General features: G+C 72.7%; 12 protein-coding genes and 1 tRNA gene. 7 read left to right on the plus strand and 6 right to left on the minus strand.

Annotated elements, in window-relative coordinates; all coding sequences use genetic code 11:
- The coding region (locus AC067J_RS12170) for an ATP-binding cassette domain-containing protein (RefSeq protein WP_478298208.1) at positions 1-260 on the minus strand (260 nt) is incomplete at its 3' end.
- Positions 261-666: 406 nt separating this feature from the next.
- On the opposite strand from AC067J_RS12170, the gene AC067J_RS12175 reads away from it, so the two are divergent.
- Positions 667-748, plus strand: a tRNA-Leu gene (locus AC067J_RS12175).
- Positions 749-890: 142 nt separating this feature from the next.
- On the plus strand, positions 891-1,799 hold the full coding sequence (locus AC067J_RS12180) for a Bax inhibitor-1/YccA family protein (RefSeq protein ID WP_478298210.1): 909 nt from the start codon (positions 891-893) through the stop codon (positions 1,797-1,799).
- Here the strand turns inward: AC067J_RS12180 and AC067J_RS12185 are convergent.
- The gene (locus AC067J_RS12185) at positions 1,796-2,881 is read right to left on the minus strand and encodes an IS630 family transposase (RefSeq protein WP_478298211.1); all 1,086 of its coding nucleotides are present in this window, start codon (positions 2,879-2,881) and stop codon (positions 1,796-1,798) included. The two genes, AC067J_RS12180 and AC067J_RS12185, sit on opposite strands and share 4 nt — an antisense overlap.
- Positions 2,882-3,114: 233 nt before the next feature.
- On the opposite strand from AC067J_RS12185, the gene AC067J_RS12190 reads away from it, so the two are divergent.
- A complete protein-coding gene (locus tag AC067J_RS12190; protein WP_478298213.1) occupies positions 3,115-3,492 on the plus strand; it encodes a hypothetical protein in 378 nt (125 codons plus the stop codon).
- A 136-nt stretch (positions 3,493-3,628) separates the two neighbouring features.
- Here AC067J_RS12190 and AC067J_RS12195 read toward each other — a convergent pair whose 3' ends face one another.
- The 3 genes from AC067J_RS12195 to AC067J_RS12205 all read right to left on the minus strand — a co-directional run bounded on the left by AC067J_RS12195 (position 3,629) and on the right by AC067J_RS12205 (position 7,376).
- Entirely contained in the window at positions 3,629-4,606 is a 978-nt protein-coding gene (locus tag AC067J_RS12195) for a hypothetical protein (protein WP_478298215.1), read from the minus strand.
- 291 nt (positions 4,607-4,897) lie between these two features.
- Positions 4,898-6,118 (minus strand): acetyl-CoA C-acetyltransferase, encoded by a 1,221-nt coding sequence (locus tag AC067J_RS12200; RefSeq protein WP_478298217.1) that lies wholly within the window; start codon positions 6,116-6,118, stop codon positions 4,898-4,900.
- Between the two features lie 112 nt (positions 6,119-6,230).
- Complete coding sequence (locus AC067J_RS12205; protein WP_478298219.1) at positions 6,231-7,376, minus strand: SGNH/GDSL hydrolase family protein; 1,146 nt, start codon at positions 7,374-7,376, stop codon at positions 6,231-6,233.
- 342 nt (positions 7,377-7,718) lie between these two features.
- On the opposite strand from AC067J_RS12205, the gene AC067J_RS12210 reads away from it, so the two are divergent.
- The 4 genes from AC067J_RS12210 (at position 7,719) to AC067J_RS12225 (ending at position 12,153) form a co-directional block, all read left to right on the plus strand.
- Positions 7,719-9,122, plus strand: coding sequence for a cystathionine beta-synthase (locus AC067J_RS12210; protein ID WP_478298221.1), 1,404 nt, complete (start codon positions 7,719-7,721; stop codon positions 9,120-9,122).
- 598 nt (positions 9,123-9,720) lie between these two features.
- Positions 9,721-10,059 carry a hypothetical protein gene (locus AC067J_RS12215; protein ID WP_478298223.1) on the plus strand — a complete coding sequence of 113 codons (339 nt, stop codon included), beginning with the start codon at positions 9,721-9,723 and terminating at the stop codon, positions 10,057-10,059.
- A 181-nt stretch (positions 10,060-10,240) separates the two neighbouring features.
- The gene (locus AC067J_RS12220) at positions 10,241-11,560 is read left to right on the plus strand and encodes a L,D-transpeptidase (RefSeq protein WP_478298225.1); all 1,320 of its coding nucleotides are present in this window, start codon (positions 10,241-10,243) and stop codon (positions 11,558-11,560) included.
- Between the two features lie 95 nt (positions 11,561-11,655).
- Complete coding sequence (locus AC067J_RS12225; RefSeq protein WP_478298227.1) at positions 11,656-12,153, plus strand: DUF1203 domain-containing protein; 498 nt, start codon at positions 11,656-11,658, stop codon at positions 12,151-12,153.
- A gap of 66 nt (positions 12,154-12,219) precedes the next feature.
- Here AC067J_RS12225 and AC067J_RS12230 read toward each other — a convergent pair whose 3' ends face one another.
- A complete protein-coding gene (locus tag AC067J_RS12230; RefSeq protein ID WP_478298229.1) occupies positions 12,220-12,588 on the minus strand; it encodes a cupin domain-containing protein in 369 nt (122 codons plus the stop codon).
- Positions 12,589-12,679 lie beyond the last annotated feature (91 nt).

Genomic DNA, 12,679 nt, shown 5'->3' on the forward strand with positions numbered 1-12,679 from the left:
TTGAGGCCGACGAGTTCGGTGTCGCCGATGGTGGAGGAGCCGGAGGAGACGGTGTCGAGGCCGGCCATGCAGTGCATGAGGGTGGACTTGCCGGAGCCGGAGGGGCCCATGATGGCGGTGAACTCGCCCTGCGGGAAGGTGACGCTGACGTTGTCCAGGGCGACGACGCGGGTCTCGCCCTCCCCGTAGACCTTGTTGAGGCCGGTGGCGCGGGCGGCCGCCCGGCCGGTGCGGACGGCGGTTGCGGTCGACGTGGTCACGGGGTGCTCCTTGTGGTCGCGGGCAGGACGGGCCCGGGCGGTGCCGGGAAGTCGTTGGCCGGCCGGGGCCCCCTCCCAGGGGCGTCCAGCCGTACCTCCATGCTCGACCACGTGATCATGGTTTCTCGTCGCTCCGCCGGACGGTTGGCCTGACCACCGCTGGGCGTACGCCCAGCTGACGCCCTCCTCCTGCGGTATGACACCGACCCTGACCGGAATGCCGGTGGCCGGATCGCACGCCTCGGATGGCCAAATCACGAACTGTTCGTCAGATGGCAAGGAAACATGACAACTTCCCTGGCTCGGAACATGCGAAAGGGGAGGCCGGGAGACTAGGCTCAGGGGTGGCCCGCACGGGGGTGGAGCGCTGCTCTCCGATCCGCAGGCGAGGCCGGGTCCACAGGACGCCCGGATGGTGGAACGCAGACACGGGCAGCTTAAAACTGCTTGGCCGTGAGGCCGTGCCGGTTCGAGTCCGGCTCCGGGCACTGACCGACCCGCGGGGACGCCGACCGGCGTCCCCGCCGGACGTTCCCCGCCGGATCCTCCTCGCGGCGGATGTTGGTTTTTTTGCCAAGCCATTACCCTTGTGGTTCGGGCGGTGCAGTGCCGCCACGGAGGGAATGAGCAATGAGAAGCAGCAACCCGGTCTTCTCGCGGGAGGGATCCTTCACCCGCGAGTCCGGCTACGCGGGTTTCGGGACCACCCAGACCCCGCCGGCCGGGAGCCCGTCCGCGACCGACCCCTACGGCAACAACCCGTACGGCAACAACCCGTACGCCGGCAGCCCCTACGCGCAGCAGCCGCAGGGCCCCGCCCCGCTGACCGACGAGCAGCTGGTCGAGATGTACCGGGCGCCGTCCGCCGGTCCGCTGGAGACGGGCCGGATGACGCTCGACGACGTCGTCGCGCGCACCGCGATGACGCTGCTCACCCTGGTCGCCACGGGCGGCCTGGCCTGGTTCGCCCTCCCGGAGCGGAACTACGGCCTCGCCGTCGGCGCCTCGCTGGTCGCCTTCGTGGTCGGCATGGTGATCTCGTTCAAGCGGAGCGTCAGCCCGCCGCTGATCCTCACCTACGCGGGCCTGCAGGGCGTCGCGCTCGGTGTGATCACCAAGGTGCTCAACACCGCCCTGCCGGGCATCGCGATCCAGGCGGTGCTGGGCACCGCGGCGGTCTTCGCGGCGATGCTGATCGCCTACAAGTCCGGCCGGATCCGGGTCACCCCGCGCTACACGCGGATCGGCATCGCGATCGCCATGGGCTTCGTGCTGCTGCTGATGGTCAACATGGTCGCGTCGCTGTTCGGCGCGGACATGGGCCTGCGCTCCGGCCCGCTGGGCATCGTGGTCGGCCTGCTCGGCATCGGCCTCGGCGCCTTCTTCCTCTCGCTGGACTTCGCCGCGGTCGAGGAGGCCATCGCGCACGGCGCGCCGCAGAAGGAGGCCTGGCGGGCCGCCTTCGGGCTCACCCTCTCGCTGGTCTGGATCTACGTCGAGATGCTCCGGCTGATCGCGATCCTGCGCGGCGACGACTAGTGAGCTGGTCCGGAGATGCGTGAGCAGTAGCGGCAGATTCGGTCGATGATCTGGTCGGCGGTCTTGCTCCACTTGAACGGGTGGGCGCTGTCGTTCCAGTGCATGATCCAGTCCTCAAGCGCGGTCTTCAGGTCGTCGAGCGAGCAGAACACGCCGCGCTCGAGACAGCGCCGTTCCAGCTCTGCGAACCACCGCTCGACCTGGTTGATCCAGGACGAGTACGTCGGCGTGAAGTGCAGCTGGACGCGGGGATGCGCCACCAGCCAGCGGTGCACCACGGGCGACTTGTGCGTGGACAGGTTGTCGCAGATCACGTGGACCGCCAGGCCCGGCTCGGCCTGGCGGTCGATCTCCTCGAGGAAGTCCCGGAAGTCGACGGCGCGGTGCTGGGCGGACAGCCGGCTGATGACCTTGCCGGTGGCGACGTTCAGTGCGGCGAACAGGTCCACGGTGCCGTGGCGGACGTAGTCGAAGCTGCGGCGTTCAGGGGTCCCGGGCACCATCGGCAGCACCGGAGCGGTCCGCTCCAGGGCCTGGATCTGCGGCTTCTCGTCCACCGCGAACACCACCGCGTTCGCCGGAGGGGCCAGGTAGAGGCCGACCACGTCCCGGATCTTGTCGATCAGCAGCGGGTCCGGAGAGATCTTGAAGGTCTCCGTCCGCCAGGGCTGCAGCCCAAAAGCCCGCCAGATCCGCAGCACGCTCGACGGTGAGATGCCGACCTTCGCGGCCAGCTCCCGCTTGGACCAGTGGGTGGAGCCCTCCGGCGTCTCCTCGAGCGTGCGAACCACCACCTCCTCCACCTGGGCGTCGGTGATGGTGCGGGGGACTCCGGGCCGGGGTTCGTCGGCCAGGCCGTCCAGGCGCTCGCGCAGGAACCGGGCCCGCCACCGGTTGACCGTGCCCCGGTTCACCCCCAGCCGGGCCGCCACCGCGACGTTGCTGCCGCCTTCCGCGCACGCCAGCACGATCCGCGCGCGCATCGCGAGCCCCTGGGCGGTCCTGCGCCGGGTCGCCCATCCCTGCAAAGTCAGCCGCTCGACATCGGACAAGATCAGCGGCTGCAGTCTGCTGTCACCCATACGGACAGCAGACCTCAGAGCTGACCCCACGTCACCACCTGCCGCAACGAGAACGCTGAAACTGCGACGCAAAGCGACTCACGTGGCGACCGCAGATCTCAAGACCAGCTCACTAGTCCCCGCGCGTCCCGCGCGACTCGCGCACACTGCCGCCGGGCCCCGGAGCACTCGCTCCGGGGCCCGGCGGCTTTCCTGCGGGAACCTCCCCGCGGACCGGGCCGTATGCTCGCGGCATGCCCGATGAGAAGACCCTGGCCGAAGCCGTCGACGCCCTGGCGGACCGGTTCCGCTCGATGCCGCAGAGCCGGCTGCACGGCGTCGTCCCCGGCCACCCGACGCGGACGGCGGCCGCGCTGGCACTGGCCCGGTGGCTGGCCACGGCGGCGCAGGCGGCCGAGGGCGGGCCGGTGCGGGAGCTCCCGGAGGCCGGGGCGTTCGCGGTCGGCGACCAGCTCGCGGTGGTCGGGCACGACCTGGTGGCGGCACTGGCGGCGCTGCCCGAGGACGGGGAGGTGGCGCTGCCGGCGGAGCTCGGCGGCCCGGTGGCCGTCGCGGCGGTGCGGGCCGAGGCGTCGGCCCGGGTGGCGGAGACGGCCGCGCTCTGCGGCTGAACGCCGGTCCCCGACCAGGCTCTGCCCTGCCCTGCCCTGCCCCGCCCGCCCGCCCGCGGGGCGTCCCGGCCCCGGACATGCCGGAGGCCGGCCGGGTCGGTAACCCCTTGACCCGGCCGGCCTCTCCGTCACTGCGTCAGATGCTGGCCACCACCCGGTCGGCGAGCACGTACACGGCGTCCTCGTCGGTGGAGAAGGTCAGCGAGTAGGAACCGGAGAACCGGGAGCCGCCGAGCAGCCGGACGTTCTCGCCGGCCCGGACGGCGTCGATCAGCCGGTAGGCGGCCTCGCGGTCGCCCGGGGCGACGCAGAGGGTGGTGCCGTCGGCGAAGGCGTACACGTCCAGCGTGCCGAGCGGGCCGGGGCGGACGTCGACCAGGGCGGTGCCCTCCTCGGCGAGCGCGGTCAGCCGGGTGTCGGTCCACTCGCGGGACGGCGCCTGGCTGGGCACGAAGTCGGGGTGCGAGGGGTGGCGGCGCGGGTCGGGGGCGGCCACCGGGGCCTCCTCGACGGCCGACTCGGTGTCCAGCAGCCCGGCCTCCAGGCCGGTGGCCAGCAGGTCCGCCTCGCGCCGGGCGCGGGCGTCCCCGGCGGTCTCGCCGGCCGGGTGGCCGGAGGGGTGGCCGGCCGGGTGACCGGGGCGCAGCGGGGTGCCGCCGTCGGTGCCGGGCTCGGCGGGGTGGACGGGGTGGGTGCCGCCCTCGTTGATCAGGTCCTCCAGCGCGGAGCGCAGTGCCTCGCCGAACTCCGGGTCCATGGTGCCGGCGTTGTCGGCGGCCTCCTGCGGGCCGGTCGGCCGGGGGAAGAAGAGCGGCCACTCCTCGGCGCTGCTGAAGACACCGGCGAAGGGGGAGTCGAACAGCGGCGCGTCCTCGGCCGCGCGGGCCTCCTGCTCGGCCCAGAACGCCCGGGCCTCGGTGATCTCCCGCTCGCGGTCGGCGGCCAGGGCCTCGGCGACGGCCCGGCGTATCGCGGCCTCGTCGACCGGGGCGGGGGCCGGGTCGGCGGCGGCGGCCTGGGCGTCCAACCGGCGGGTGATTCCCCGGAGGTGGAAGAGGACGGCGGTCGACACGGCGATCGGGATCAGCAGCAGGACGGTGTAGACGGCGCTCACGGAACGTACTCCTAGGGAGGAGTGGAACGGGGTTACGTCTCCACACTGCCGCATACGGGCGTGTTACTGCAGTGGCCAATGTCTGATTTGTCTGTGACTTTCGCTCTTGTCCCCAAATTGTTAGGTAACACCGTTCTACGCTGCGGAGTTGATCCGCTCCGCACCGTCGATTTTCGGCCCGGAAATGAAAGAATCGAGGGCCGGATCGACCTCGCGGTGTGATCCGGCCCTCAATTACGCAGTGTCACTCCAAATGGGTGGTCTGGACCCTTCGGGGTTGACGCCGGGAGGTCAGCTGAGCCGCTCGATGACCATCGCCATGCCCTGGCCGCCGCCGACACACATGGTCTCCAGGCCGAACTGCTTGTCGTGCCACTGCAGGGAGTTGATCAGGGTGGTGGTGATCCGGGCGCCGGTCATGCCGAAGGGGTGGCCGACCGCGATGGCGCCGCCGTTGACGTTCAGCCGGTCCAGGTCGACGCCGAGGTCGCGGTAGGACGGGATGACCTGGGCGGCGAAGGCCTCGTTGATCTCGACCAGGTCGATGTCGCCGATGGTCAGGCCGGCCCGCTTGAGGGCCTGCTTCGAGGCCTCGACCGGGCCGTAGCCCATGATCTCGGGGGAGAGCGCGCTGACCCCGGTGGAGACCACCCGGGCGAGCGGGGTGATGCCCAGCTCGCGGGCCTTGGTGTCGGACATCACGACGAGCGCGGCGGCGCCGTCGTTCAGCGGGCAGCAGTTACCGGCGGTCACGGTGCCGTCCGGGCGGAACACCGGGTTGAGGCCGGAGACGCCCTCCAGCGTGACGCCGGCGCGCGGGCCGTCGTCCTTGGAGACCACGGTGCCGTCGGGCAGCGTCACCGGGGTGATCTCGCGCTCCCAGAAGCCGGCCTCGATGGCGGCCTCGGCGAGGTTCTGCGAGCGGACGCCGAACTCGTCCTGCTCGGCGCGGGTGATGCCCTTGAGTGCGGCGAGGTTCTCGGCGGTCTGGCCCATCGCGATGTAGGCGTCCGGCAGCAGGCCGTCCTCGCGCGGGTCGTGCCACGTGCCGCCGCCCTCCGCCGCGCGCTTGGCGGTGCGGGCCTGGGCCTCGTCGAAGAGCGGGTTCATGGTGCCCGGCATGCCGTCGGAGGAGCCGTTCACGCTGCGCGAGACGGTCTCCACGCCCGCCGAGATGAAGACGTCGCCCTCGCCGGCCCTGATCGCGTGCAGCGCCATCCGCGTGGTCTGCAGGGAGGACGAGCAGTAGCGGGTGATGGTGGCGCCGGGCAGGTAGTCCATGCCCATCTGCACGGCCACGATGCGGGCCAGGTTGTGGCCCTGCTCGCCGCCGGGCAGGCCGCAGCCGAGCATCAGGTCGTCGATCTCGCGGGGGTCGAGCTGCGGCACCTTGGCCAGTGCGGCGCCGATGACGTGCGCGGTCAGGTCGTCGGGGCGGACGTCCTTGAGGGAGCCCTTGAAGGCCCGGCCGATCGGCGAACGGGCGGCGCTGACGATGACGGCTTCGGGCATGGCGGGCTCCTCGCTGGGTGACCTTCGGCTACGGGGTGCCCGGGACGGCCCCGGGCCGGGTGGGCGCGGGCCGGACGACGGGCGCCCGGGAGGAAAGTTACCGTCTGGTAGGTCAGGCGTCACCCGCCGCGGCGTGTGAGCTGGCCGACGTGTTGCCGTCCTCCGCGACCTGCGCCGGGGCGGCCTGTGCGGGGGGCGGTGCAGGGGGTCGGGCGGGGTCGGGGCCGGCGTCCTGCCCGGCGTCCGGTTCCCCGGCCGCCCAGGAGCCGGGCAGGCCGACCCGCAGCCGGTGCCGCAGCAGCGCCCAGCGCCGGACCGCGCCCTCGGCCCCGACCGCCGCCACCTCCGTGCCGGACCGGCCGGCCGCGGCCGCCGCGGCCACCGCCACCGGGAGCACCGTCTCGCCCTGCGCCCGGCCGGCCGGCCGGTCCTCCTCGGGCCAGAGGCCCAGCGCGGCGCAGAGCGAGGGCAGCACGGCCATCGCGGCCGTCGCGTACCCCTGGGCCGACGGGTGGTAGCGGTCGGCGGCGAACATCTCCGGCCGGGCGGCGAACTCCGGCCCGAGCAGCGAGCCCAGGGAGACCGTCCGGCCGTCCGCCTCCACCACGGCGATGGTCTGCGCGGCCGCCAGTTGGCGGCTGAGCCGGCGGGCCACCCAGCGCAGCGGCGGGCGGACCGGCTTGATCGTCCCGAGGTCCGGGCAGGTCCCGACCACCACCTCGCAGCCGGCGGCCCGCAGGGCCGCGACGGTCTCGCCGAGCTGGCGCACCGCGAGCTGGGCCGGGCTGTGCCGGGTGACGTCGTTGGCACCGATCATGATCACGGCGATGTCCGGGCGGTGCGGCAGCGCCAGCTCCAGCTGGCCGGACAGGTCGGCGGAGCGGCCGCCGGAGAACGCCACGTTGACCAGCCGGACCGGGCGCTCGGCCACCGAGGCCAGGCCCGCGGCCAGCAGTGCGCCCGGGGTGTCGCGGGCCCGCAGCACGCCGAGGCCGGCGGCGGTGGAGTCGCCGAGGAAGGCCAGCACCAGCGGGGGCTGCGACCCGGCGGAGGTGTCGGCGAAGGCCTCGCCGTAGATGCCGTCGGCCCGGGGCGGGTCGCCCTCCAGGATGCCGATGGCCTGGACGGCCAGCTTGCTCTCGGTCAGCAGCAGGCCGACCAGGCCCACGCCCAGGAGGCCCAGCCCGCCGCCGCCGTACGCCGCCGCGGTGGCGATCCGGCGGGCCACCCGGGCTCGCGACTCGTGTGCCCCTGGCATCCGGTGCCCCCTTCGCGTCCTCGTGCCACCCCGACGGGGGCCGTTGCCGATGCGTGTACACCCCTCCTACCCGGGTTGGCGCCGGGCTACGACGGGGGTGGGCCGTTCGTGGCGGCGGGCGGGGCCGGACGGCCGTCGGGGAGGATGCGGAGCGGGGTGTCGTCGGCTCGGGGCGGGAGGGGGTCCGGGGGCCTCCGCGCACGCGCGTGGAAAGGGGTGGGCGGGCTCCTGGTGTGGCCCGCGGGCGGGGTGGGGAGGAAGGGGCGGGCTGGGGCCGGTGGCACGGCCTAGGCTTTGCAGTACCGAAAAGAACTCGCATGCCCACAGACCGGGAGGACCCCCGTGCGGTACCACAACTCGATCATCGACCTGGTCGGCAACACCCCGCTGGTCAAGCTGAACAAGGTCACCGAGGGGATCAGCGCGACCGTGCTCGCGAAGGTCGAGTACTTCAACCCCGGCGGCTCGGTGAAGGACCGGATCGCGATGCGCATGATCGAGGCCGCCGAGGCCTCGGGCGCCCTGAAGCCCGGTGGCACCATCGTCGAGCCGACCTCCGGCAACACCGGTGTCGGGCTGGCGATCGTGGCCCAGCAGAAGGGCTACAAGTGCATCTTCGTCTGCCCGGACAAGGTCTCCACCGACAAGATCAACACGCTGCGCGCGTACGGCGCCGAGGTGGTCGTCTGTCCGACCGCCGTCGCCCCCGAGCACCCGGACTCGTACTACAACGTCTCCGACCGCCTGGTCCGGGAGACCCCCAACGCCTGGAAGCCGGACCAGTACTCCAACCCGGACAACCCGGCCTCGCACTACCACTCCACCGGCCCGGAGCTGTGGGAGCAGACCGAGGGGAAGATCACCCACTTCGTGGCCGGCGTCGGCACCGGCGGCACCATCTCGGGCACCGGCAACTACCTGAAGGAGGCCTCGGGCGGCAAGGTCAAGGTGGTCGGCGCCGACCCCGAGGGCTCCGTCTACTCGGGTGGCACCGGCCGGCCGTACCTGGTCGAGGGCGTCGGTGAGGACTTCTGGCCGACCGCCTACGACCGCGGCGTCGCGGACGAGATCGTCGCCGTCTCCGACAAGGACTCCTTCCAGATGACCCGCCGCCTCGCCAAGGAGGAGGGCCTGCTGGTCGGCGGCTCCTGCGGCATGGCGGTCGTCGCCGCGCTGGAGGTCGCCAAGAAGCTCGGCCCGGACGACGTCGTCGTCGTGCTGCTGCCGGACGGCGGCCGCGGCTACCTGTCGAAGATCTTCAACGACGACTGGATGGCCGACTACGGCTTCCTGCCGTCCGCCACCGACGAGGCGCACATCGGCGAGGTGCTGGCCCGCAAGGACGCCATCGAGCACGAGGGCATCCCGCAGTTCGTCCACATGCACCCCAGCGAGACCGTCGCCGAGGCGGTCCGGGTGCTGCGCGAGTACGGCGTCTCGCAGATGCCCGTGGTCTCGCCGGGCGCCGGCCACCCGGACATCATGGCCGGCGAGGTGATCGGCTCGGTGGCGGAGAAGCTGCTGCTGGAGGGCGTCTTCGCGAACGAGATCCAGCTGACCGACACGCTGGACAAGGTGATGTCCAAGCCGCTGCCGGTGGTCGGCTCGGGCGAGACCGTCACCAACCTGATGTCGGTGCTGGAGAAGGCCGACGCAGCGGTGGTGCTGGTGGAGGGCAAGCCGCAGGGCATCGTCACCCGCCAGGACCTGCTCGGCTTCCTCGCCGGCAGCCGCGGCGGGCACTGAGCGCCCGCCGTCGAGGGACAGTCAGCCGCCCACCCCGACCGGACGGCTGAGGTTCCGTTTCCGGGCGAACTGGTACACCGGCGTCACCTGCGCGCAGCACGCGCTTAACAACGCTGCGGCATCGTTGGGGTCAACGGCAAGACGCCGAGCGAGGCGACGACGACCGTCCGGGAGCGGCTCCCCGGCGGCGCCGTTCGTCTCCGGGCACTACGGCCGGCCCTGACCCGGCCGGCGGTGTCCTTGCCCGCGGGAGACGCCGTCGTCCCGCCCCTGTCCGGCTCCGGCCGGTCCCAGGGTGCGGCGGCTCCCGTGGCGACCGCGCCGCTTGGCGCGTCTCCGCGGCTCCCGGGTGGGGGAGCCCGGCGGAGGCGGCAGGGCCGGTCCCTCTTCGGAGGGACCGGCCCTTCCCGTGTCGCCGCCCACCCGCTCCTCCGCTCGCCTGCTCGCCCGCCCGCTCACGCGCCCACCTGCTCGCCCCCGGCGCTGCGGCCCGGGGCCGGCGTTCCCCGCTCCCGCGCCGGTGCCCCGTTCGTGGCGGCGTCGCTCCCGGCGCCCGCGCGCCCCTCGGCCCGGGGCGGTTTCCCGTAACCTCGCACGCATGACCAGCACTGACACGAACGGCCAGGACGCCCCGCGCTACGTCCGGCTCAACATCGAGCTCATCGCCGAGATCACCGACGAGGGGGCGCTGAAGGCGGCCGCCCTGCAGCAGGTGGCGGCGGACGAGTACCTCGACGACGACGAGCGCGCGCAGTCCGTCGAGGCCATCGAGGTGGACCCGTCGGGTTCGCTCGCCCACTTCATCGACCCGGTGGCGCTGCTCGGCGACGTCCCGGGTGTCGAGCTCGCCTCGGCGACCTGGGAGTCCGCGAAGACCGACTTCGACCCCGAGGGCGACGAGTGGGACGAGTACACCGTGGAGGAGGCCGCCGAGTAGGGCGTGCTCGTCACGGCTCGTGATCGCCCGGTCTGTGTTTCACAGGCCGGGCGTTTTGTCCATATTTGGCGGTAAGTTTCGTCATCTCGTACGATCGCTACCCGTTGGTGTTGGAACCGTGAACACGCAGAATGCGTTTCTCTATCCGTAATGCCCGAATGATCAGCAGGGAGTGGGCGACGTGACGGCAGGGGACGGTCGGGGCCGGGCGGCCGGAGGCAGCTGGAGCCGGCGCGGTGTACTGGCCGGCCTGATCGGGGCCCCGGTCCTGCTGCTGGCGGCCTGCAACGACACCAAGAGCGGCGAGAGCGGCAGCGGCGGCAGCGGAGGCTCCGGCGGCAGCACGGGAGGTCCGGCCACCGGCACCACGGGTGCGGGTGGCTCCGGCGGCCAGGCGACGCCCAGCGCCACCAGCTCGCCGAAGACCTCGGTCGCCGTGATCACCGTCACGCCCGCCGACGGCGCCACCGCGGCCAGCTTCAGCGACCCGGTGAAGGTCACCGTCACGAACGGCACCCTCACCTCGGTCAAGGTCACCGACGCCGCCGGCAAGGCGCTCGCCGGCCAGCTCTCCGCCGACGGCGGCAGCTGGACCTCGGCCGCCGCGCCGACCAGCGGCACCAAGTACACCGTGACCGCCGCCGCCACCGACAAGGACAAGCTGGAGTCCGACGCCAACGCCGTCTTCACCACGGCGACCCCGGCCAACACCTTCGTCGGCTACTTCACCCCCGAGGACGGCTCGGTCGTCGGCGTCGGCATGCCCGTCTCGATCAACTTCAGCAAGCCGGTCACCGACCGCAAGACCGTCCAGCAGGCGATCACCGTCATAGCCGAGCCGGGCGTCGAGATCGTCGGGCACTGGTTCTCCAGCACCCGCCTCGACTTCCGGCCGCAGGAGTACTGGGCCAAGGGCACCAAGGTGACCGTCAAGCTCCGGCTCAAGGACGTCCAGGGCGCCAGGGGCGTCTACGGCACCCAGTCCAAGGACGTCCGCTTCACCGTCGGCCGGGCGCAGACCAGCGTCGCCGACCTCGCCACCAAGAAGCTCACCGTCACCACCGACGGCCGGGTGAGCGCCGTCTACGCGATCTCCGGCGGCTCGCCCGAGTACCGCACCTGGGGCGGCAAGATGGTGATCACCGAGCAGTACCAGCAGACCCGGATGAACTCGCAGACCGTCGGCCTCGGCAGCGAGTACGACATCCCGGACGTGCCGCACGCCCAGCGGCTCAGCACCTCCGGCACCTTCATCCACGGCAACTACTGGTCCTCGCCGTCGATCTTCGGCAGCCAGAACACCAGCCACGGCTGCATCGGCCTGCGCGACGTCAAGGGCGGCCAGGACCAGAGCGCCGACGGCTACAAGTTCTTCAAGAGCTCGATGGTCGGCGACGTGGTCGAGGTCGTGAACTCCGGCGACAAGACGGTGGTCCCGTCCAACGGGCTCAACGGCTGGAACATGGGCTGGGCCGACTGGAAGGCCGGCAGCGCGCTCTGACCCCGTCCCGGCCGGGCCCGGGACACCCCGGGCCGCCGAACGCGACGGCCGAAATCCGCCGGACCCGGCGCGGCCGCGGCGGCAAGGTGGACCGCATGACGACAACCACCACCGAACCCGCCCTGGCCGTCCGCCCGATCGACCCGGCCGTCCACCGCGCCCTGCTGGAGCGCGACGACGCGGGCCGTACCCCCGTCCGTTCCGTCGACGAGACCGGCGGCGCACCGCTGCGCTGCTGCCTGACCAGGGCCCTGCCGGGCGACCGGATCGCCCTGCTCGGGTACGCGCCGCTGCGCCGCTGGGCCGCCGAGACCGGGGCCGAGCCGGGCCCGTACGACGAGATCGGACCGGTCTTCGTGCACGACGGGCCGTGCGCCGGGGCTCCCGGCGGGGGCTGGCCGACCGGCTTCCACGGAGGTGAGCGGGTGCTGCGCGCCTACGACCGGCGCGGGCACATCCTGGGCGGCGTGCAGGTCGTCCCGGAGACCGCCGAGGCGGGCGCGGCGGCGCTGCTCGCCGACCCGGAGGTGGCGGTGGTGCACGTCCGCGCGGTGGACTACGGGTGCTTCATGCACGAGGTCCGGCGGGGCTGACCGCGCCCGGGGGAACGGGGGCGGGGAACAGGGACGGGGGACGGGGGAGTGGCGGGGCGGCGGCGCTCAGGCGCGCTTGGCGTAGTCGCCGAAGCCCTGCCAGTCCAGCACGACCGCCGGCTCGTCGCCCACCACCCAGGCGTCGTGGCCCGGCGGGCAGATCATGAAGTCACCGGGGCCGAACTCGGCCTGCTCGCCGTCGTCCATGACGACCGTCATCCGGCCGGAGACGACGTAGCCGACGTGGGCGGCCTGGCAGCTGTCGGTCCCCGCGATCGGCTTGATGTGCTTCGACCACTGCCAGCCGGGCTCGAACACCCCCCGTCCGACGGCGCCGCCGTCCAGATTGACCAGACGCACCTCTCCCTTGCCCTCCTCGAAGGGGCGGACTTCCTCGGGATCGGTGTCGAAGCTTCTGCGAATGAGGCCGGCCATGAGGGGCTCCTCGGGAACGGGGCGGCCCCGCCACCAGGAGGGGTGACGGGGCCGCCCTACTGGTCCTTCCAGTCTGCGCCCGCGGAGCGGC

It is taken from the genome of Kitasatospora sp. NPDC042419 (genome assembly GCF_056437345.1).

Bases quoted from the DNA above. Each gene is read 5' to 3' on its own strand.
- AC067J_RS12180 (WP_478298210.1), top strand. From the start codon at position 891: ATGAGAAGCAGCAACCCGGTCTTCTCGCGGGAGGGATCCTTCACCCGC.
- AC067J_RS12185 (WP_478298211.1), bottom strand. From the start codon at position 2,881: ATGGGTGACAGCAGACTGCAGCCGCTGATCTTGTCCGATGTCGAGCGG.
- AC067J_RS12190 (WP_478298213.1), top strand. From the start codon at position 3,115: ATGCCCGATGAGAAGACCCTGGCCGAAGCCGTCGACGCCCTGGCGGAC.
- AC067J_RS12200 (WP_478298217.1), bottom strand. From the start codon at position 6,118: ATGCCCGAAGCCGTCATCGTCAGCGCCGCCCGTTCGCCGATCGGCCGG.
- AC067J_RS12205 (WP_478298219.1), bottom strand. From the start codon at position 7,376: ATGCCAGGGGCACACGAGTCGCGAGCCCGGGTGGCCCGCCGGATCGCC.
- AC067J_RS12215 (WP_478298223.1), top strand. From the start codon at position 9,721: ATGACCAGCACTGACACGAACGGCCAGGACGCCCCGCGCTACGTCCGG.
- AC067J_RS12225 (WP_478298227.1), top strand. From the start codon at position 11,656: ATGACGACAACCACCACCGAACCCGCCCTGGCCGTCCGCCCGATCGAC.
- AC067J_RS12230 (WP_478298229.1), bottom strand. From the start codon at position 12,588: ATGGCCGGCCTCATTCGCAGAAGCTTCGACACCGATCCCGAGGAAGTC.